The 21934-nt window shown below is 67.0% G+C and carries 17 protein-coding genes; 7 read left to right on the top strand and 10 right to left on the bottom strand.

The features are described from left to right. The first annotated feature begins 27 nt into the window (after positions 1 to 27). The 7 genes from D472_RS28640 to D472_RS0111970 all read left to right on the top strand — a co-directional run bounded on the left by D472_RS28640 (position 28) and on the right by D472_RS0111970 (position 8038). A complete protein-coding gene (locus D472_RS28640) occupies positions 28 to 333 on the top strand; it encodes a hypothetical protein (protein ID WP_017604727.1) in 306 nt (101 codons plus the stop codon). A 429-nt stretch (positions 334 to 762) separates the two neighbouring features. Further along, positions 763 to 1395, top strand: coding sequence for a DJ-1/PfpI family protein (locus D472_RS0111995; RefSeq protein WP_026117607.1), 633 nt, complete (start codon positions 763 to 765; stop codon positions 1393 to 1395). 83 nt (positions 1396 to 1478) lie between these two features. After that, positions 1479 to 2483, top strand: coding sequence for a threonine aldolase family protein (locus D472_RS0111990; RefSeq protein ID WP_017604725.1), 1005 nt, complete (start codon positions 1479 to 1481; stop codon positions 2481 to 2483). A 147-nt stretch (positions 2484 to 2630) separates the two neighbouring features. Further along, positions 2631 to 3419, top strand: a complete 789-nt coding sequence (locus D472_RS0111985) for an IclR family transcriptional regulator (protein WP_017604724.1) — start codon at positions 2631 to 2633, stop codon at positions 3417 to 3419. A 265-nt stretch (positions 3420 to 3684) separates the two neighbouring features. After that, a complete protein-coding gene (gene glpK / locus D472_RS0111980) occupies positions 3685 to 5184 on the top strand; it encodes a glycerol kinase GlpK (RefSeq protein WP_017604723.1) in 1500 nt (499 codons plus the stop codon). A 230-nt stretch (positions 5185 to 5414) separates the two neighbouring features. After that, positions 5415 to 6164 (top strand): MIP/aquaporin family protein, encoded by a 750-nt coding sequence (locus tag D472_RS0111975; protein ID WP_017604722.1) that lies wholly within the window; start codon positions 5415 to 5417, stop codon positions 6162 to 6164. A gap of 305 nt (positions 6165 to 6469) precedes the next feature. After that, on the top strand, positions 6470 to 8038 hold the full coding sequence (locus D472_RS0111970; protein WP_017604721.1) for a glycerol-3-phosphate dehydrogenase/oxidase: 1569 nt from the start codon (positions 6470 to 6472) through the stop codon (positions 8036 to 8038). A 94-nt stretch (positions 8039 to 8132) separates the two neighbouring features. On the opposite strand, the gene D472_RS0111965 is transcribed toward D472_RS0111970, so the two are convergent. From D472_RS0111965 to D472_RS25365, 10 genes are all read right to left on the bottom strand, one after another. Beyond that, entirely contained in the window at positions 8133 to 8336 is a 204-nt protein-coding gene (locus D472_RS0111965; RefSeq protein WP_017604720.1) for a cold-shock protein, read from the bottom strand. 277 nt (positions 8337 to 8613) lie between these two features. Next, positions 8614 to 11115: a glycoside hydrolase family 2 protein gene (locus tag D472_RS0111960; RefSeq protein ID WP_017604719.1), complete on the bottom strand. Its 2502-nt coding sequence runs from the start codon at positions 11113 to 11115 to the stop codon at positions 8614 to 8616. Between the two features lie 53 nt (positions 11116 to 11168). Further along, positions 11169 to 12080 (bottom strand): ATP-binding cassette domain-containing protein, encoded by a 912-nt coding sequence (locus D472_RS0111955; RefSeq protein WP_017604718.1) that lies wholly within the window; start codon positions 12078 to 12080, stop codon positions 11169 to 11171. Between the two features lie 4 nt (positions 12081 to 12084). After that, on the bottom strand, positions 12085 to 13035 hold the full coding sequence (locus D472_RS0111950; protein WP_017604717.1) for an ABC transporter ATP-binding protein: 951 nt from the start codon (positions 13033 to 13035) through the stop codon (positions 12085 to 12087). Beyond that, complete coding sequence (locus tag D472_RS0111945) at positions 13035 to 13943, bottom strand: ABC transporter permease (protein ID WP_017604716.1); 909 nt, start codon at positions 13941 to 13943, stop codon at positions 13035 to 13037. The genes D472_RS0111950 and D472_RS0111945 overlap by 1 nt, the downstream gene beginning before the upstream one ends. Next, a complete protein-coding gene (locus tag D472_RS0111940) occupies positions 13940 to 14935 on the bottom strand; it encodes an ABC transporter permease (RefSeq protein WP_017604715.1) in 996 nt (331 codons plus the stop codon). The genes D472_RS0111945 and D472_RS0111940 overlap by 4 nt, the downstream gene beginning before the upstream one ends. Positions 14936 to 14999: 64 nt before the next feature. Further along, a complete protein-coding gene (locus D472_RS0111935) occupies positions 15000 to 16691 on the bottom strand; it encodes an ABC transporter substrate-binding protein (RefSeq protein WP_017604714.1) in 1692 nt (563 codons plus the stop codon). Positions 16692 to 16974: 283 nt separating this feature from the next. Beyond that, entirely contained in the window at positions 16975 to 17994 is a 1020-nt protein-coding gene (locus D472_RS0111930; RefSeq protein ID WP_026117606.1) for a LacI family DNA-binding transcriptional regulator, read from the bottom strand. Between the two features lie 148 nt (positions 17995 to 18142). Further along, positions 18143 to 19021: an Fpg/Nei family DNA glycosylase gene (locus D472_RS0111925; protein WP_017604712.1), complete on the bottom strand. Its 879-nt coding sequence runs from the start codon at positions 19019 to 19021 to the stop codon at positions 18143 to 18145. A gap of 143 nt (positions 19022 to 19164) precedes the next feature. Further along, positions 19165 to 21934: DEAD/DEAH box helicase family protein (locus D472_RS25365; RefSeq protein ID WP_017604711.1), on the bottom strand; the 2770-nt coding region annotated here is incomplete at its 5' end.

Below are 21934 nucleotides of genomic sequence, written 5' to 3'. Positions count from 1 at the left end.
AAACCCCCTGTGTTGAGGAGATGCCTCGTGTCCCCTGTCCAGATCATCCGCACGGTGGCCATCGCCCTGATAGCGGGCGGCGCGGCCCTCGGGTTGGTTCCCAGCGGATCGTGCGGCGCGGGATGGTGGGAGCCCTCCCCCGGCGGCAGCGCCTCTTTCGGGTGGTTCGCCCATACGGATATCTCCAGCGGAACGATCACTACGTGTGGGACTGCCATGGAGCCGGTGGGCTCGTGGGCGACGGCCCTGGTCGTGATCGGGGTGGCCCTGCTGCTGACGATGTGGTTCAACACCCACTACCGACCCAAGACCGAAGAAGAATCGGGCAGGTAGGCCCCTACCACCGGCGCAAAGCCTCCTCACGCCCTCCGAAGCACGTGCCGCCGTGCACGAGAATCCGCCTGCTCAGGGACACGGGTCCACCCCCGCCTGCGCGGGGAGCAGTCTTTCACCTGAGGACTCGTCAGTGACAAGCAGCCGAATTTCCAACTTCCTGAAAATCAGACAAAACCGACACCACCCCCAGCATGCTCCCGGTCACTTTAGAGGCCGGAGCAACCACCACACCAGCCACTCGGCCGAAAGAGTTCCGACCCCACAGCCGCCCCTCCCACCCTCGCCCATCTGGACAAACGATCACCCTCACCACCAGACAGGTATTTTCACGGCACCAGTGAATAAAACCGGAACCGAGCCTTAGCAGCGCACCGACTCCGGTTTCCGTAAATTGACACCCCACTCCCCAGCCCGCAACCTCATCCCATGAATGCTGAGCCCCGCACCTGCCTTCACCTCGCCGTTCACGACCACATGGCCGACTGGCAGTACGGCCACGCGATCGCGCACGTTCGCTCGGGGATCGGCCCGTACCGGCTCGGGAGCCGCGAAGTCGTCACCGTGGGCCTCAGCGGATCCCCCATCACCACGGCGGGCGGCCTCACCATCCTCCCCGACCTCACGTTGCCGCAGCTCAAACCCTCGGGTAGCGCCATGCTCCTCCTCCCCGGTTCAACGGCCGGGGAGGTCTCCCCCGAGGTCATGGACCCGCTCACCTCCGCCGCGGGCATCTTTTTGGACGCCGGAGTTCCGGTCGCCGCGATCGGCTCATCCATCATGGCCTTGGCCAGGGAGGGTCTGCTCGATTACCGCGACCACACCGGAACCTCCCGGACGGACCTGGCCACCACCGAATACGCCGGCTCCCACCGCTACCTGGACCGTTTGGCCGTCACCGACGGAGACCTGATCACCGCCGCTCCCACCGCCCCGGTCGAGTTCGCCCGCGAGATCCTCGCCCTCCTGAACGGGCACACTCCGCGCTCCTTGGACGCCTGGTACCGCCACCACGCGCTGCACGATCAGGAGGCCGCGTTGACCTTGGCCGATGAGGGCTGATCCACGCCTCCCGGGGCCGCCCATCGAAGAACCCCGCAGTATCGTCATGTCGACACCCGTCTCAGCCATCCCGGGGGAGCCCCATGATCGACCTGCGCTCGGACACCTTCACCCGCCCGACGAAGGAGATGCGTCGGGCGATGGCCGAGGCCGAAGTCGGCGACGACGTGTGGGGCGAGGACCCCACCGTGCGCGAACTGGAGGAGGAGACCGCCGCGCTGCTCGGCCGGGAGGCCGCCCTCTACGTCACCTCCGGTCACATGGCCAACCAGTTGGGCCTGTGGGTGTCCACCCATAGCGGTGAAGAGGTCTGGGCGCACGAGAACCACCACCTGATCGGCGACGAACAGGGCGCCGCCACGGTGATCTCCCGTGTGCTGCCGAAGCTGTACTCGGGTGATCCCTTCCCCTCGCGGGAACTGTTGGACCGGTGGATCACCGGGTTGGGCGACGTGCACCGCGCGGATCCCGCGTTGGTGTGGCTGGAGAACACCTTTTCAGGTCAGGTCATCCCCTTGGCCGAGCAGAAGAGGGTCACGGACTTCGCGCACGCACACGGGCTCAAGGCCCACCTGGATGGAGCTCGTCTGTGGAACGCGGCGGCACACTTGGGCGTGGAACCGGCACGGGTCGCCGAGGGTTTCGACACGGTGTCCGTGTGCTTCTCCAAAGGGTTGGGCGCCCCGGTGGGATCGGCGTTGGTGGGTGACGCCGACACCGTTCGGCGGGCTCGGCGGGGTCGCAAATTGCTCGGGGGTGGTATGCGGCAAGCGGGAATCATCGCGGCGGGCGCCCTGTACGCGTTGCGCCACCACCGAGAACGGCTGCCGAAGGACCACGCGCGTGCGGCCCGGTTGGCGGACCAGGTGGACGCCCTTCCGAATCTGAGTGCGGTGGCGCGGACGAACATGGTGCTGGTGACCACGCCCGAAGGTGCGGCCGACCGATACGTCGCGGCGTTCGCGCAGGAGGGTCTGCGTGTGCTCGGTGGCGGGGATCGGATCCGGATGGTGGTGAGTCTGGAGGTCACCGAGAGCGACGTCGAGGACGCGGCGAAGGCGGTCGCCCGGGCCGTGGCCAGACTGTGAGCGCTCAAGAACGCAGGTCAACGAGGTGAGCCATCGATAGACTCGACCGAACGAACCAGACCCCTCGGGGGTCGGGGTGTCCAGCGTCACATCGCGTAGTAGCATTCGGCGTATGACATTGTCGTACTAGAGAGTGGTAGCACCGCAATGCCGGGAAGAATCCAGTCCATCGAACGCGCCGCCGCGATCCTGCGGCTCTTGGCCAGTGGCGCCCGGGGACTGAGCCTGGCTGAGATCTCCCGTTCCGTGGAGCTGCCCAAGGGCACGGTGCTCGGCATCCTGCGCACCCTCCAGCACGTCGGCTTCGTGGAGCAGGACGCCGAGTCGAGCCGCTACCGCCTGGGCGGGGGCATGTTGAGCCTGGGCACCCGCTACCTGGACGGCAACGAATTGCGCACCCGCGCCCTGAACTGGGCGGACACCCTGGCGTCGCGCAGCGGGGAGAGCGTGCGGATCGGCACGCTGCACAAACACCAGGTCCTGGTGGTACACCACGTCTTCCGCCCGGACGCCAGCCGACAGACCCTGGACGTGGGCACCCTGCTGCCGTTGCACGCCAGCGCCCTGGGCAGGGTGCTGATGGCCTTCGACCCCTTGGCGGTGCCGGAGGAGGTGGGTGAGGTGGAGACCGACGGCGCGGTCGCGCTCACCCCGTTCACCCGGCACACGGTCACGTCGATGCCGGCCCTGGAGAAGCGGCTGGACCAGATCCGGGAACAGGGGTGGGGCTGGGAGGTCGAGGAGCTCGTCGACGGTGAGGTCTCCATCGCCGCGCCGATCCGGGACCGACGCGGGGTGACCGTGGGCGCCATCGGGGTGAGGGGCGCGGTGGAGCGCCTGCGCGACGCGTCCGGCGGACCCGACATGGAACAGGTCTCCTACGTCCGCGACGCGGCGCGAGCCGTCTCCCGAGACCTCGGCGCCACCCCCTACTGAGCCCTTCCCTTCGGTAAAACGAGCACCACCTCGGGGTATCCCTCCGGAGTGGTGCTCTTCGTGTGTCTGTTTCCTCCTGGGACCGTGGGTACCAAGAACGTGTGACCCACACGACACGATTGCGTCACACCGTCTTGACATGAGAAGGAGAAACGGTCGAAACTAACGCCTGCTCATACGGCAATGCCGTACGCCGTGCGATGATCACTGCCCTATCGCACGTTTCGACCCCCGTCCCCAGACACGTCACCTGAAGGCGAGACCGATGAGTCAGCAGTACATCGCCGCGATCGACCAGGGCACCACGTCGAGCCGCTGCATCCTCTTCGACCGGGACGGGCGCATCGTCTCGGTAGACCAACGCGAGCACCGTCAGATCTTCCCCAAACCGGGCTGGGTGGAACACGACGCCCAGGAGATCTGGACCAACGTCGAGGCCGCCGTACGGGAGTCCCTGAAAAAGAGCGACATCACCCCCGAGCAGATCGCCGCCATCGGCATCACCAACCAGCGCGAGACCACCTTGCTGTGGGACAAGGAGACCGGGGAGCCGGTCCACAACGCCATCGTCTGGCAGGACACCCGCACCGCCGACCTCGCGCGCGAACTCGGTGGCGACCAGGGCCAGGACCGGTTCCGCGCCAAGTGCGGTCTGCCGTTGGCCACCTACTTCTCCGGTCCCAAGATCCGTTGGCTCCTGGACAACGTCGACGGGGTCCGCGAGCGCGCCGAGCGTGGTGAACTCCTGTTCGGGACCATGGACACCTGGATCATCTGGAAACTGACCGGCCGGCACGTCACCGACGTCACCAACGCCAGCCGAACCATGCTGATGAACCTGGAGACCCTGGAGTGGGATCCGGAGATCCTGGAGGCCATGGGGATCCCGGAGAACCTGTTGCCGAAGATCCGTTCGTCTTCGGAGATCTACGGTGAATCCACCGGCTACTTGAAGGGCACCCCCGTCGCGGCCTCCCTGGGCGACCAGCACGCCGCCTTGTTCGGTCAGACCTGTTTCGACCCGGGCGACGTCAAGGGCACCTACGGGACCGGCACGTTCCTGGTGATGAACACCGGCACCGAGCCGATCATCTCCGAGAACGGGCTGCTCACCACCCTCGGCTACAAACTCGGCGACGAACCGGCCGTGTACGCCCTGGAAGGTTCCATCGCGGTCACCGGCTCCCTGGTGCAGTGGCTGCGCGACAACCTGGGTCTGATCTCCAGCGCTCCGGAGATCGAGACACTGGCGCGCACGGTGGACGACAACGGTGGCTGTTACATCGTGCCCGCCTTCTCCGGCCTGTTCGCCCCGCGCTGGCGCAGCGACGCCCGTGGAGTGATGACCGGTCTGACCGGCTACGTCAACAAGGGCCACATCGCCCGCGCCGCGCTGGAAGCCACCGCCTGGCAGACCCGCGAGGTGGTCGACGCGATGAACGCCGACTCCGAGATCGACCTGACCACCTTGAAGGTGGACGGCGGGATGACCGCGGACAACCTGCTCATGCAGATCCTGTCCGACGCCCTGGACGCCGAGGTGGTACGTCCGATGGTCGCCGAGACCACGTGTTTGGGCGCCGCCTACGCGGCCGGTCTGGCGGTGGGCTACTGGCCCGACGTCCAGACGCTGCGCGCCAATTGGCACAAGGCCGCTGAATGGAACCCCAAGATGGATTCGGCGGTCCGCGAGCGCGAATACCACAACTGGAACAAGGCGGTCCAGCGCACCCTGGGCTGGGTCGAACACTCCGAGGACGAGTAACGCCGGGTGGGACCTCGATCCCACCCCCCACACACCCGCACCCCAGGGACGCTAGCGCCAACTGGAACCCCTGGGGTGCGGTCCGGGGACTCCTGATCGGTTCCCCTCCCCATCCATCTGTGACGGGTGTGTCCGATTATCCCGGTGGGTGATCACGACTCCGTTTCGGAGTCCCGAGCCCCGGCGGGGACCACCCGTGACCCGGCTGCCCCGCACGGGGCGGAGGTCCCATGGTCTATCTCGCGGAATTCGTCGGAACGGCGATCCTCACCCTTCTCGGCTGCGGTGTCGTCGCCGGTGTCGCCCTCGCCCGGTCCAAGGCCCTCGCCGGGGGCTGGATCGTGGTGACGTTCGGCTGGGGCATGGCGGTCACGATGGCCGTCTACGTCGCCGGTACCACCAGCGGTGCCCACATCAACCCGGCGGTGACGCTGGGTCTGGCCAGTATCGGTGAGTTCGACTGGGCCCTGGTGCCCGGTTACATCGGTGCCCAGCTCGTCGGTGCCTTCTTCGGTGCCTGCCTGGTGTACCTGGCCTACCTCTCCCACTGGAAGATCACCGAAGACCCGGACGCCAAGCTGAGCGTGTTCAGCACCATCCCGGCGGTGCGCAACCCCGTGGCCAACCTGACCACGGAGATCATCGGTACCGCGATGCTGCTGCTGGGCATCCTCGGCATCGGCGCCAACTCCGGGGCCGTATCGGCGGGCCAGGCCGACCTGGCCAACCTGTTCACCAATGGCCTGGCCCCTTTGCTCATCGGTCTGCTGGTGTTCGCGATCGGTCTGTCCCTCGGTGGCCCCACCGGGTACGCCATCAACCCGGCTCGTGACCTGGGTCCACGTGTCGCGCACGCCCTGCTGCCCATCGCGGGCAAAGGCCCCTCCGACTGGGGATATTCCTGGATCCCGATCGTGGGACCCGTCATCGGCGGTGTGCTCGGCGCCTGGATCTGGAACCTCACCGGTTTCGGTTCCTGAACGCTCTCCGGTTTCCGGGGGCGCCCGACCCTGGCCGGACGCCCCGACCGGCTGTGGGCGCCCCTCGTCGTTCGACAATGCCGCATCACTCACCCAACAAGCACCACACCCCTCCCTCTTTGCAAAAGTTGCCTCAATATTCACCGCTCCCAGCAACGCCGATGTCCACGAACAACGGACAGGGGGCGACCTAATCTTGATAGCGTACGGCATTGTCGTATGATCAATTCGAAAGCAACCTGAAACATCAAGTCCGTTCAGGTATGTGCGGCAGCCACCCCTTCCCTACGGACGGAGCACCAGCCATGACCGTTGGCACTCGCCACGACAACATCCCCGCCCTCCGCTCCCGCACCCGCGAAGAACTCGCCCGGGGCACCTTCGACCTGCTCGTCATCGGCGGCGGCATCCTGGGCACCTCCGTCGCCTGGACCGCCACCCAGGCAGGGCTGCGCGTGGCCATGGTCGACGCCGGAGACTTCGCCGGTGCCACCTCCAGCGCTTCCTCCAAGCTCGTGCACGGCGGGTTGCGCTACCTCCAGACCGGCAACGTGCGTCTGGTCGCCGAGAACCACAAGGAACGGCGCGCTCTGGCCTCCGAGGTGGCTCCACACCTGGTCAACCACCGTCCCTTCCTCGTACCGATCTACGCCGACGGTCCGCACGGAGCCGCCAAGATGGGCGCCGGGGTCTTCCTCTACTCCGCGTTGTCGGCCTTCGGTGACGGAATGGGCCGACTACTCTCCCCCAAGCAGGCCAAGCGTCTGGCGCCGGGGCTGCGCACCAACGGCCTGAAGTCGGTCGCCGCCTACGGCGACCACCAGATGAACGACAGCCGCATGGCGGTGATGACGGTGCGCGCCGCCGTGGACGCTGGTGCCGTGGTGCTCAACCACGCCGAGGTCTTGGCGTTGCGCACCACGCGGAACCGGGTCACCGGCGCCCAGGTGCGCGACCGGATCGGTGGGGGGGAGTTCGGCGTCGACGCTCGCCTGGTCCTCAACGCGACCGGCCCGTGGGTGGACCACCTGCGCCGCTTGGAGGATCCGAAGGCGGCACCCAGCGTGCGTCTGTCCAAGGGCGCCCACCTGATACTGCGCACTCCAGAGCCCTGGCGGGCCGCCTTGACCATCCCCGTGGACAAGTACCGGGTCTCGTTCGCCATCCCGTGGGAGGACCACCTGCTGCTCGGCACCACGGACCAGACCTATGAGGGCGACCCCGGCGAGGTCGGTGTGGTCTCCTCCGACGTGGACCAGATTCTCGGCGAGGCGGCCCTGGGCATCGACCCTTCCTACCTGGACCGCGAGCACATGACGTACTCCTTCGCGGGGCTGCGCGTGTTGCCGGGCGGCCCCGGTGAGACCAGTTCGGCCAAGCGGGAGACCGTTCTCAGCCAGGGCAAGGGCGGGATGCTATCGGTGGCCGGAGGCAAGTGGACCACCTACCGGCACATCGGACGAACGGTGCTGGAGGAGCTGCGCAAGGTGTCCTCTGTGCCGCTGGCGGAGGACATGGCGGTCCCGCTCAAGACCGTGCCGCTTCCGGGTCTGGCCAGCCCCGACGCGATCACCCACCGGCTCATCATCGACCGTGAACCCGGAGCTCGCCTGGACCCATTGGTCGCCCGCCACCTGGCCTCGCACTACGGAAGCCTGGCCTTGGACATCGCGGCGCTGGTGCGTGAGGAACCGGCTCTGGGCGAACGAATCCACCCCGACGGCCCGGACATCTGGGCACAAGTGGTGTTCGCCCGGGAGCGAGAGTGGGCGGTGACCGTCGATGACGCGCTGCGCCGACGCACCACGGTGACGGTCCGGGGGTTGGACGGGGCCGAGGTGCGCGAGCGCACCCGGAGGCTTTTGGAGGGCTGAACGACGAACACCCCCGGTGGGCGATGCCCACCGGGGGTGTTCCGCGTCGTTGACGCCCTCGAAAAGAGGGCGACGGCGCTACGTCTTCGCGTTCTTAGAGGGCGACGACGTTCTCGGCCTGCGGGCCGCGGGTGCCTTCGACGACCTCGAACTCCACGCGCTGGTTCTCCTCCAGGTTACGGAAGCCCGAACCCTGGATGGCGCTGTAGTGAACGAAGGCGTCGGGGCCGCCACCGTCGGGGGAGATGAAGCCGAAGCCCTTCTCGCCGTTGAACCACTTCACAGTTCCCTGAGCCATGTTCTCTCCTTCAGCTCGGTGTACCACGAGCGCATACTCACGCCCGAAAATTGCCGCGAGCCGACTCCGTGAGAAACCGCCCGCCGGTCACAAACTCCGCGGGCAAAACACCAACTGCGAAATTCAACGACTAACAATCACCTTGAAGGTATCACAGTCGGCCCGGAAGGCGAGGACTTTCGGTGTGGCAACACACACGGCCCGCCGAGGAATACCGGCGGGCCGTGGTGGGAAGGCGTGTGAATCCAGTGACGGCCACCCGAGTGTCACGACCTCTTCACGAAGAGGTCGCCAGAGCGTCGTTGACACACCTCAGGACCGGTGTGCTCGTCACCTCCTCCGGGTCCAACCCAGCTCCACCGGCGATCGTGAAGGTGTGCTCCTCCCCCGGCAAGAGGGTCACCAAAGCACTGTCGACCACGGCCCGCGGATCGATCCGATCGACGTTCAGGACCAGATCTCGCAAGAGCACGCCGGCTCGGACCTTCACCCACAAATCGGAACCAACGACCCGGGTTTCCACATCGAATTGCGGTTTTTGGTACTCGACATCCAAGTCTCTGGAGAAGAACCACCACGCGCGTTCTCCCGCCCCGTCGACGGTGAGCACCTCCCCGGTCGAGGAGGTGGCCCGAGCCACCTCCTGGGGCACCGGAAGCCGCAGCGCGCCGCGCGGGGCCACCCGTACCGGATGCGAGGAGGTGGACAGCGTGTCCCCCTGGTGGACGTCCCGACGGGCCACCGTCACCTCCGTCACCCATTCGATGTCGGTGTCGTTGCCCAGGACCACGACCAACCCATCGGAGGTCGGCTGGACCGTGGCGACCCGGTCCGCGTAGACCCGGCGCAGCGCGTACCACAGCGGTTTGCGCAGACCCGCCCCGTCCACCGCCGCCCAAGACGTGACCGGCCAACAGTCGTTGAGTTGCCACACCACGGTGCCGGTGCAGTGGGGCCAAGTGGAACGGAAGTGTTCCACCCCTAGAGCGAGTGCCCGAGCCTGGTTGACCTGGGTGAGGTAGTGCCAGTCGTCGTAGGACCAGTCCCGCTCACCGAAGTGCAGGGACAGCCCGCGGGCGAGTTTGGCGTTGCCCTCGATGGCCTTCTGGTGGTGCAGGACACCAGGTGAGGTCGAGGTGAGCGGTTCGTCGGACACCGCCGCGCGCAGGGTGGAGTGGTTGGGCGGTGCCTGGTAACCGAACTCCGCGGCGAACCGGGGCCGGTGGTCGCGATAGACGGTGTAGTCGAGCTCGTTCCATACGTCCCACAGGTGCATGGTGCCGTGCGCGGGGTCGTTGGGGTGAACGCCCTCACCCTCGGAGTAAGGGCTGCCCGGCCAGTAGGGGCGGGTGGGGTCGAGTTCGTCCACCACCCGAGGCAAGAGGTCCAGATAGTAGCCGGCCCCCCAGGGCCGCCCGGCCAGGATCTCCTTCCAGCCCCAGTCCTCGTGGCCCCAGACGTTCTCGTTGTTGCCACACCACACGGCCAGCGAGGCGTGCGAAGACAGACGGGCGACGGCCTCGCGGGCCTCCGCCTCCACCTCCGAGTAGAGGGGTTCGTCCTCGGGGTAGGCGGCGCATGCGAACAGGAAGTCCTGCCAGACCAGGAGACCGCGCTCGGAGCACAGTTCGTAGAAGTCCTCGGACTCGTAAATACCGCCGCCCCATACCCGCAGCAGGTTCATACCGGCCTCGCAGGCCTGGTCGATCCGCTCCCGGTAACGGTCACGACCGACCCGAGAGGGAAAGGCGTCGTCGGGAATCCAGTTGGCTCCCTTGACGAGGACGTCGCGGCCGTTGACCCGCACCGCGAAACCCGTCCCCTGCCGGTCCGGAGTACTGGCGATGGCCACGTTCCGGAACCCGATCCGCCGTTTCCACGTGTCCAGGAGTGTCCCGGAGCCGGACAGCTCCACCACCAGTTCGTACTGGGGCTGGGCTCCGTGGCCGCGTGGCCACCACAGTTCGGGGTCGGTGACGACCAGTTCCAAGGCCGCGCCGTCCTCATCCGCCGGAACGGTGACGGTGCCGCTCGTTCCGGCGACCGAGGCGGTCACCGTCAACTCCGTGTCCCGGCCGGGACCGGTACGTTCCACGTCCAAGCGGAGGCAGACACGCCCCTGGGAGGCGTCTCCGGTGACCGACACCAAGGGCCGGACCGAGGCCAACCGAGCGGTGGACCAGGCATGCAGGCGGATGGGCCGCCAGATGCCGGAGGTGACCACGGTGGGACCCCAGTCCCAACCGAAGTTGCAAGCCATCTTGCGGACGTACTGGTAGGGCTCGTCATAAGCGGCGGGGAAGGGGCCCGAACGTTCCCGTTCCGCTTCGGCGTGCCGGTAGGGTGCGTCGAAACGTACCTCCAGCTCGGGGCGTCCCCCCGCCTCCCCCAACGCCTCGGTGACGTCGAAACGATACGACCGGTGCATGTTGGCGGTACGGCCGACCTCACGGTCACCGACCCGGACGGTGGCGAAGGTGTCCAATCCTTCGCACACCAAGTCCACCCGTTCGGCCGGAGCACTCTCGGCCAAGGCTTCGACCTCGGCGGCCAGGGACCGGACGTACCTCCAGTCGGTACGACCGATCCAGCCCAGCCTGGTCTCGTTGTCGTCGAGGTAGGGGTCCTCGATCAGACCATGGTCGAGCAGGTCGGTGTGGACACAACCCGGCACGGTGGCGGCGATCTCCCCGATTCTGGTGGCCGGCTCCGGCAACGGGCCCTCATGAGGCACCGCGGCCAGGGACCAGCCGTCGTTCAGGTCGAACCACGCGGTCATGCGTGCTCCTCTTCCCTTGATGTGTTGCTTGCCCCGTGAGCGCGAACGGGTGCTCAGCGCTGGTCGATCCCCACGAAGTGCCCCTCTTCGGCCTCCACCAGTGGAGCGGAGTCGTCGCCCTCCTCGACCGTGGGCGGTTCGAAGTCCTCAGGCGGATTCGCGGCCAGTTCGGCGTCCACCTCGGCCCAGGTGCGGTGCAGCTGGGGCACGCACGAGAGAAGGTGTCGGCTGTAGGGGTGCAGCGGGTTCTCGAACACCCTCCTGGTGGGGCCCATCTCGGCGATGGCGCCCTTGTGCAGGATCACCGACCGGTCACTGACGTAGTTGCCAAGGGACAGGTCATGGGTGACGAACAGGATGCCCAGGCCGCGTTCCTTGAGGTCGGCCAGCAGGTTGAGCACGTCGATGCGGGTGGAGGCGTCCAACATGCTGATGATCTCGTCGGCCACCAGCAGTCGGATGTCCAGCAGCAGCGCCCGGGCGATCAGCAGCCGTTGCAGCTGACCACCACTGAGCTGGTGCGGGTACTTGTTGAGGACGTTCTCGGGGTCCAGGCGGACCGTGCCGACCACGTCCAGGACCTTCTCCCGCCAGTCGGCGTCGGAGACGCCTGGGAAATAGGAGGTACGGATCATCTCGAAGACCCGGTCCGCCTTGAAGATGGGGTTGAAGGAGCTGAAGGGGTCCTGGAAGACGCCCTGCACGCGCCCGTAGTACTCCTTCCTCGCCGCGAACCCCCGAATCCGGGTGATGTCCTCGCCCTCGAAGGTGATGGTTCCTTGAGAGGGCTTGGTCAGGCCGAGCACCATCTTGCCGATGGTGCTCTTGCCACTGCCGGACTCACCGATCAGCGACACCACCTCACCCGGCTTCACCAGCAGGTTGACGTCGCGCACCGCACGCAGTTTGGCGCCGCCGAACGCGCCCACCCGGTACACCTTGTGCACGTGGCTCAGTTCCAGCACGGCGCTACCTCCCCGTCTTCCAGCAGGCGGCCCAATGGCCGGGTTCGATCTCCACCAGGGGAGGCACTTGGGAGCACTCCTCCGAGGCGATGGGACAACGGGCCTTGAACCGGCAACCGGTGGGCGGCTTGAGCAGGCCCGGCGGAGTGCCCGGGATACCCTCCAGACGTGTTTCGACCGTGGACCCCACCTCCGGCAGAGCCCCGATGAGCATCTTGGTGTAGGGGTGCTGTGGAGAGTTGATGATGGTGCTCGCCGGCGCCTTCTCGGCGATCCGGCCCGCGTACATCACCATGACCGTGTCGGCCATCTGGTAGACGAGCGAGATGTCGTGCGTCACGAAGATCATGCTCTTGACGAAGCCCCGGTCACGGAACTCCACCATGGATTCGACCACCGACCGCTGGGTCGACACGTCCAGGGCCGACGTCGCCTCGTCCGCGATGAGCACGGAGGGGTTGAGCAGGGTGGCCATCACCATGACCACCCGCTGCTTCATCCCACCGGACAGCTCGATCGGGAAACGGTTGAGCACGTCGGGGTCCAGTCCGACCAGCTCCAGGCGACGCTTCAGTTCCTCGGCGACCTCGCTCGGCTTCACGCCACGCGACTGCAACAACTCGTTGATCATCCGCCCGATCTTGCGGGTGGGGTTGAGCGCGCTCATCGCGTACTGGGGGATGAGCGAGATCTCGTGGTAGCGGAACCGGTTCATGCCCCGGTCATCGGCGATCGGGACGTTCTCGCCGTCCAACTCGATCGTGCCGTCCACGTGGCGCATTCGAGAGTCCAGGCGGATCAGGCTCTTACCGAGGGTGCTCTTACCACAGCCCGACTCGCCGGCCAGGCCCATGATCTCGCCGTCGGCGAGCTCGAAGTTCACCCCGTCGAGGGCGTGGACGTCCCCGCGCAGGGTCTGGTAGTAGACCTTCAGGTCTTTGACGCGGAGTGTCATCACAGCTCCCGCAGCTTGGGGTTGAAGATCTCGTCCAACCCGACGTTGAGGATGTACATCGAACTGACAATGGCGGTGATACCGAAGCCCGGTGGAATGAACCACCACCACATGCCCAAATGCAGCGCGCTCCACTGGAAGGCGTTCTGCAACATCAGGCCGAGGGAGACACCGTCCGAGGGCCCCAGACCGATGAAGTCCAGGCCCGCAGCGATGAGGACGGCTCCGCCGAACAACAAGATGAACGACATCACCAGGTAGGAGCTCATGTTGGGAGCGACCTCCGTGAGGATGATCTTCCCGGTACGTCGTCCACTGAGCCGGGCCAGGTCCACGTAGTCGCGGGTGGCCAGGGACAGGGCCTGGGAACGAACCGCGCGAGCGGCCCACGGCCAAGAGGTCAACCCGATGAACAGGGCTTGAACGAACAGGCCCCGAACGTCCAGGTAGGCGACGGCCACGATCAGAACGACCAGTGCCGGCAGGACCAGCACGACGTTGGTGAGCATGTTGAGGATCTCGTCGACGACTCCGCCCTTGTAACCGGCGACGAATCCGATGGCGGTGCCGATCAGGAAGGCGATACCGCCACCGAGGAAGCCGATCAGGAAGGTGGAGCGCACTCCGTAGACGAACTGCGCCCAGATGTCCTGACCGAACGTGGTGGTGCCCAGCCAGTACTCAGCGCTGGGCGGCTGCATTTGAGGACCGATGTAGACGTTGGGCCCGTGATCGACGAAGAGCGGACCGATCATTCCGATCAGGAAGAAGAGGAGAACGACGCCCGCACCGATCAGCAGCTTCGGGTTGCGTTTGGCGAAGTAGAGGGCCTCTGATTTCTTGCGCTCCCCGATCGGCTCGGGGTCGGTGGTTCCGTCGGAACCCGGTGCGCCCGCGAGGTTGCTCAAGACGCGCCTCCCGTCATCTGGACCCGCGTCCGCGGGTCGACCAGGACGTAGATGATGTCGATGATGAAGTTGGCGATCAACACCCCGATGATCACGAACAGGAAGGTGCCCTGAAGCACGAAGTAGTCGTTGTTGTTCAGTGCCCTGAGGATCAAACTGCCCAGGCCGGGGTAGTTGAAGACGATCTCGGTGAGGAGCGCGCCGGCGATGACGGTACCGAGTTGGACGGCCAAGCCGGTGATCTGAGGCAGCATCGCGTTACGGAAGGCGTAACGGCGGATCAGACGACGCGGAGCACCGAGGGCCTGGAGGTAGTTCGAGTAGTCCGCCTCCAATTCGTAGATGATCATGTTGCGCATGCCGATGGCCCAGCCGCCCAGAGCGACGATGAACAGCGACAGGAACGGCAGCACCCAGTGTGTGAGGGCACTGAGAATGAACTCCCACGAGAACGCGGGCATCAGGGCCAGGCTGTAACCGCCAGAGGTCGGCAGGAAGCCACCGACCACACCGACGGCCCAGGCCATCAACAAGGCCAACCACATGTAGGGAGTGGCGGTCAGGATGTAACTGAACGGCAGGAGGGAGTTGTCCAAGCCCTTACTGCGGGCCGCGAAGGCCCCGAAGTGGTTCCCCAGGATCCAGCTCAGGATGATGGCGGGGAGCAGCAGTCCCAAGGTGTAGGGGACCGCACGAAGGATGATGTCCAGGACGGGCTCGGGGTACTGCATCGAGCTGATGCCCAGCTCTCCGCGGAAGAGCCCGGACCAGAAGCTGAAGTACTGTTGATGGAGCGGGGTCTCCAGACCGAAGACCTCGTTGTAGTAGTTGGTCATCCGCTCCAGGGCCTCAGGGTCTGAGACCGAAGCCCTGTTGAGCATGCTACGGACCGGGTCACCGGGCATGAAGCGCGGGATCATCCAGTTGATGGTGACCGCGATGACGAAGGTGATCGCGTAGATGCCGAGTTTGCGGCCCATGTAACGCCACACGGGTGTCCTCCAGAGGTGCAGCCGAAGTGGAGCGCTCCCACGTGGAGCGCTCCACCCGTGTTGGTTATTCGGCCAGTTCGATCTCGGCGAGGGTACGGATGGCACCCAGTTGGAACCATCCGTCCCACATGGTGGCGTAACCGGAGTAACCACTCTCGCTGGGCCAGTTGGTCCAAACATCGTTGCTCTGCTGCGACCAGAGGCCGTTGTACCAGAGCGGGATGGCGGGCAACTCGGCCAGCTGGATCTCCTGGATCCGCGAGGTGACCTCGGCGGCGCCCTCGACGTCATCGGCCGGGACGGTGGCGAGTTCCTCCACCAGCTCCCATGCCTCTTCGTTCTCGTAGCGGCCGAAGTTCACCGTCGTCTGCGAGTCACGGACCGGCAGCTGGAACAGGTAGTCGTAGTAGCTCCACGGCGTGTTGCTCAGCTGACGCTCGTTGTTGATCACGATGTCGAACTCACCGGCGTTGCGGTTGTCGACCAGCAGACCGAAGTCGGGGAAGTTCGTCTGGATGTCGATACCGACCTCTTGGGCGTTCTCGGCGATGACCCGAGCGGCCTCCTCCCAGTCACTCCAGCCACCGGGCACCTCCAGGGTCAGGGAGATGGGTTCGCCGTCAGGGGTTTCGACGTAGCCGTCCCCGTCATCGTCCATGTAACCGGCGTCCTCCAAAAGCGCCACGGACTCGTCCGGGTTGTAGGTGTGGCCTTCCTCCTCGACCAGTTCGTGATCGATGTAGGCGTCCCACTGGGGCAGCAGGCCGGTGGGGTTGGCTCCATCGACCAGGTCCGAGTACGGACCCGAGATGATCTGGTCCAGGTCGATGGCGTGCGCCAAGGCCTTGCGGAACTCCGCGTCGCCCAGCGCCGGGTGGTCGTGGTTGACCACCAGCCAGGCGGTGTTCGCCGACTGCATGTAGGGCGGACCGTCGTAGAAGCTGGTGAGCTGTCCGGCGTCGATCGACTGCTCGATGCCGGGAAGGAAGTTGTTCGAGAGGTCGACCTCGCCGTTGCTGAGCATGTTCATCGTCACCTCGTTGGAGGCGTTGACGACGTCCACGATGTAGGTCGGCTGCATCTCGAGGCCGTGGGCCTCGGCGCCCCACCAATCGTCGTTGCGCTTCCAGACCATGCGGTCGTCGGCGTGCGCCTCATAGACGTAGGGACCACTGCCGACCGGCTCGGCGTTGGGGTCGTCGGTGAGCTCCTCCTGACTCTTGTCGGCCCAGATGTGCTCCGGAACGATGGGGGTGCCGAAGGCCCAGTTCATCCACTCTTGGGGGCGGGGGTCGGAGAAGGTGACCGTGACCTCCAGGTCACCGGTGGCCTCGACACCCTCCACGTAGTCCCAGATGTTGCTGTAGGAGACGTCCATCTGGCCGAGCTCGATGGTGGTCACGACGTCCTCGGCGTCGATCGCCTCGCCATCGGTCCATGTCATCCCGTCCCGCAGAGTGATGACGTGGGTACTCTCGTCAGGCCACTCATCACTCTCGGCGAGCCAGTGAACGTAGTCGTTGGCCTCCGCGTCGTAGTGGAAGAGCGGTTCGTAGGCCAACCCGAAGGTGCCGACCGCGTACTGTCCCCGCATGATGGGGTTCCAGTTGGTCGGCGGGTCCCACGCGGTACCCGTCGTGTACAGGGTCTCGTTGCGGGGGTAACCACTACTCCCGCTGTCTCCGCCCTCGTCCGAGCAGGCGGTGGCGATGAGCGCCACCGCCGCCAGCGCGGCGGGAAGCCTCAGAGTTCTCATCTCGACTCCTCCTTTGACCCGGTCGGTCCCCTTCGGGGGGAAGCCGATTCCTGAGAGGAAGGCTGGGAGCGCTCCCAATAATGAGCGCCAAGGACCGTTACTGAACCGGGTAAGTGATGTCCACAACAACACGCCCAGACAAACCCCGTCAATCCCCGCCACTTCGGTGTTATCCGCTTGTAACAGCTACGACAGAGTAAGGACATGAAAACCGAACCGGAGCTGAACCGGTTCCGTGCACCGCGCAAGCGCGCTTCTCCGCCCGGCCCCGAGAACACACGGCTCACAGGACCAGGGGACCCGTGCTTCCTCGGGGCTGGAGTTCACCCAGGGGGGTCTCCTCGCTGGCGACGTCCTTGCCGGCCAGGACCGCGTTGAGCATCGCCGCCGCCCGGCGTCCGTGGCTCACCACGTCGCGACTGATCGCGCTGAGCGAGGGGCGCACCAATCGGCACAGCGCGGAGTCGTCCCAGGCCACGATGGACAGCTGCGAGGGCACCTCCACCCCCATCTCCGCCGCCACGCCCAGGCCGGCCACCGCCATCAGGTCGTTGTCGTAGACCACCGCCGTGGGCGGCTCCGCCGCCGCCAGCAGGCGCCGCGTGGTACGTCCGCCCGCCTCACCCGTGTAGTCGGCGTGCACCGTGCGTGCCTCCTCCAAACCCGCACGTCGCGCCGCCTGTTGGAAGGCTTCGGTGCGGTCATGCGTGTGCACGAAGTCCTCCGGCCCGGCCACCCGAACGATCCTTCGGTGGCCCAGGGCCGCGAGGTAGTGCACCACCTCGCGCACCGAGGCGCCGTCATCGGTGTACAGGCACGGCAGGCCACCGGCACCCTCGGGGCCGCCCAAGACCACCGCGGGCAGCGGCAGAACACCCATCGCCTCGGGTCGGGGGTCGGCGACCCGAAGGTCCACCATGATCACCCCGTCCACCCGACGCTCGGCCGCCCAGCGACGGTAGACCGCGAGCTCGGCTTCGACGTTCTCGGCGACCTGGAGCATCAGGTCGATCCCGGAGGAAGCCAGTTCGGTCTCGACCCCCGAGACCAGCTGCATGAAGAACGGCTCGATGCCGAGCGAACGCGCCGGTCGATCCACCACCATGCCGATGGCGCCCACCCGACCACCGGGTGCGAGTGCACGGGCCGGGTTGTTGGGCGCCCAACCCAGGTCACTGGCGATGCTCAGAATCCGCGCACGGGTGGACTCCGACACCCCTGGGCGGCCATTGAGGGCGTAGGAGACCGCCCCTTTGGAGACCCCCGCCGCTTTGGCGATGTCCATGATCGTAGGGCGCCGCATCAAAGACCCCAAGCCGCCTCCCTGTTCCCGTGTGGCTGAACCGGTTCAGCCACCGGGAGGGGAGTGTAACCGATGCTCGGAGAAACCCATCCGAAATTTTTGCGGTGGACGTCCGCGGATCCGATGTTCTCGAAGGTGGTGCGGGCGCTCAGCCCTGGCACCCGGGGCACCAGTACAAGGTGCGACCGGCCAACTCGGTGGCGGCGATCGGTGAGGCGCACACACGGCAGGGTTCACCGGTCCGGTAGCAGACGTAGAGGGTGTCGGGCCGGGGCACCGGATAGGCGTCCGGGTCGGGTCGATGTTCGGGGCGGGTGGTGATGATGTAACCGTCACGGACCCCGTCCCGTAGCAGGTCGGTCAAGTCCTCCCACAGGGGCTCCCACCGTTCCCGCCCCAGATCACGACCGGAGGTCATGGGGTCGATCCCGGCCCGGAACAAGGACTCGGCGCGGTAGATGTTGCCGATGCCGGCGATGACGTCCTGACGCATCAACAGCGCCCCGATCGTGGTGCGGGAGCGGTTGATCACATGCCAGGCGCGTTCGGGATCGGCGTCGGGACGCAGTGGGTCCGGCCCCAGCCGGGCCTGGACGGCACGTTTTTCGTCGGTGGTGATGACCTCGCAGGCCGAAGGTCCACGTAGGTCGGCCCAGCCACCGGTGTTGACCAGACGGACGCGGACCGCACCCACCGGCGTGGGTGGGACCACGAAACCGTCGCCGTCACGGTTCAACTCGACACGTTCGGTGCCCATGGCCCGGGGCGCGCCCAGGTGACGTTCTCCGTCGGCGTCCCCGAAGCTCCAGGCTCCGTAGAGGCCCAGGTGGACACGGAGCCACTCACCGGAGTCGAACCCCAAGAAGAGGTGCTTGCCATGGGCCTCGCCTTCGACCAAGACCCGCCCGTCGATGCGGGCGGCGCCGTCGGCGAACCGACCCTGAGGGCTGGTGGCGCGCACGGCACCACCCCCGAAGGTCTTGTCGAAGTGCGCCGCCAACCGGTGCAGTGTGTGGCCCTCGGGCACCCGTACCTCCCCTTCTTCGCCAACGGCATCGCCTGGCCTGTCGGGCGAACCAGGGCGTTCCGGGCGTGTGCGTTTCGCCCCTGAAGGATAGTCCGCGTGCGGACCGACCGGTTTTCCCGGCTTCGCAGGCGTCCGAACCGGTTTCAGCGGGCGGAGAGGATCTCCTCGACCAAGGCTCGGGGGTCGGCCAGGCAGCGCCAGGCGGGGACGACCACGACGAGGTCCTCGGTGGTCTGATTGAGTGCCTCGCCCCGAGCCAGGAGACGGCGCAAAGAGGCCCCGTCGGGTTCGCGGTCCAGCAGGAGCACCACCCTGCGGGCCCCGTAACGCACCAGTAGATCCGCCGGCCACCCGTGGATGCGTGGCCGGATCCTCACCTCCGCGCCGGCGGCCCGTAGGGCGTTCACCAGGGCGGCACCGGCCGCGTCGGTGACGATCCCGGCGGCCGTCCCCTGGTCGGACTCGGTGAGCAGGTCCGCGAGGGGGCCCTCACCCGCGGCCCAGTAAGCACGATCACCCACTACCACGAGTCGACGCGAGGTACGGGTGAGCACCCAGGACCACAGGTGATTCATCCGACGTATCCGCCGCTCGGCGATCGCCGGTGCCCCTTCGGTGAGCATCGGGGAGAGCACGGTGACGTCGACGGCCTCTTGGTCGGCGTCCAACAGTTCGGCACCGCCGACCCGCACGCGGTGTCGCAGGACACGTTGGCGCAGCAAGCGGCGTAGGAGCGCCACCTGGGGTTGGAGGGGAGCGACCACCGCGAGGGTGTGCCCTTCGGGGAGCGCCCGATCGAGTTCGTCCACGACCACGGCGGTCCGGTAGGCCTCGTCCCTGTTGACGTAGGAAGAGCCGGGGGCGGCGTCACACTCCCCGACCGCGTCATGCCAGTCGAAGGCGGATCCGCCGAGCGGGTCGGCGGCGGTCACCACCCCGAGCCGACCCCCGTAACAATGCCGTGCGGCCGCCGTGGCCAGTGGTTCGGGCGCACCGTGGTGTTCGTTCAACCAGAGCATGTGCGGTGCGACCTTGTGGGCGGCCCGCAGGGCCGAACCCACACCGTATCGGAGCGCGCGATCGTCGAGTTGGTCGGCGGTGAGCCCGGCCGTGGCCAGGGCTCGACGTTCCTCGTCCGGCTCTAGGACGGTGGGCGGACCGGGATGGGCCGGGTCTCCGATGACCACGGCCCGCTCGGCTCGGTAGAGGACGGGAAGGAGTTCACCGACCCGAGTCCGTTCGGCCCCCAGCACGATGACCAGATCGAACATGCCGGCCTGCGCCGGCAGGGAGCGGGCGTGGTCGGTACGGCAGACCCAGGCGGGCAGGGTGTCCAGAAGGCCGAACAGTGCCGTCCGGTTGCCGGCCCCCGGCCAGTTCAGGAGCTCCAAGCGGTGTTCGATGGCGGCACGTCCACGCCACAGGCGAGGTTCGGTGACCCCGGTCAGGCGCCGGCCTCCGGCCCGCCGCAGGTCTTCAAGGGCACGGGCGAGGTTCTCGGTGAGTTCGGTCAGGGGCGCACACCGGGTCCGGCGGTCGACCGCTTCACGCCATTCACTCTCCAGGCGAGCGATCGCGCACAGTTGGCTCAGGCCGACGGGGTCGGTGGTGACACCGAGTTCTCGGCGGATGGCGGCGCGGTGCGGCAGCCCGCTCAAACCACTCATGGCACGCTCGGCGCGATGCGACCAGTACTCGGGGCCGCCGCGTTCGGGGGTGAAGAGGGTGTCGGGGTCCCAGCCCCGAGCGATGTTGCGGCCACGTTCCTCGGCCAATTCGGCCAGGACATGGCCTCCGGAAGCCATGACGTCCATGGCTTCCCAGACGCGACGAACCCGGGTCCAGGCATCGGTGAGCTCGTCGAAGCCCTCCTCCTCGGGGGTGACGGCCGGTGGCGGGGTCCCTGCCAAACGACTCAGGAGTCGGGTGAGCACGTGAGCCTCGTCCGCGTTTCGTCCGGAGCCACCGGCCCGGACGACGGGGTGGCTCGGGTCCGTATCGGCGCGGGTCAGGACCGCGTCGACGTCGGCTTCGGTTCGGGCGCACACGAGAACGCGCCGGCCGGCGGTTACGGCGGTGCGCACCATCGCGTCCACGAGGTCGTGAGCACCGCTGCCGGGCGGTGCGGCGACCACGCTGAGCTGGTCGTGCATGGCGGCTCTCAGGGCCGCGTACCGAGGCTGGTCCAGGGGGGTGGCGGACACGGGAACGACCGCGGGGGCGGACGCCTCTTCGAGGGTGAGGCGCCGACCACCGGCGCGGCGCAGGCGGGACAGGGGCGGTTGCGACGGGGGCGGGCGGTGACCCCGACTCGCGGGACGCGCGCCCAACAACGACTCCAAGGCGGTACCGGAGATGGCCTCGGGGTCGAGGCCGTCCCGGGCCGTGGGGTCCAGGTCGGCCAGGAGTCCCTCGACACCGCCGGGTTCGGGTTCTTCGCTCTCGGGCCCTCCCCCGGGGCCGGCTCGAAAGAGCACGGCGGTGTTGTGGGCACCGGTGACCACTGGGCTAGGCAGGCCGCGGGTGCCGAGGGGGGCGATGTCGTCCACCCGCTCGATCTCCAGTCTGGTGAGCAGAGTGCGAACCTTGGCGGCGAGGTCGGCGACCGCCGCCGGGCGGTGAAGGGCGTCGGGCGCCCCGGCACGCAGCCGGGTGCGCAGCTCGAAGAGGTCCTCGGGGTCGGTGATGCCCAGTCGCGCGAGCAGGGCGGTGTTGACGTCGGGAGGACCGATCGCACGGACCGAGGGGGTTTCGCCGCCACCCGTTCGGTCGCCCACGTGGCGTTCCTCGAACTCTTCCACGATCCGTACGTCGACGGTGAGCAGGGGCAACGCCAGACGTGTGTCGCCCTCTCGGCCCCCTCGTGCACCGTCGGTCCGTGCGCCACCGGCTCGTTCCGCAAGGGCGTCCTCA

Source organism: Nocardiopsis alkaliphila YIM 80379, assembly GCF_000341005.1.
Classification (GTDB): Bacteria; Actinomycetota; Actinomycetes; order Streptosporangiales; family Streptosporangiaceae; genus Nocardiopsis; species Nocardiopsis alkaliphila.
Note: the sequence above shows the minus strand (reverse complement) of the source record. Positions and strands in the feature narration are given on the sequence as shown.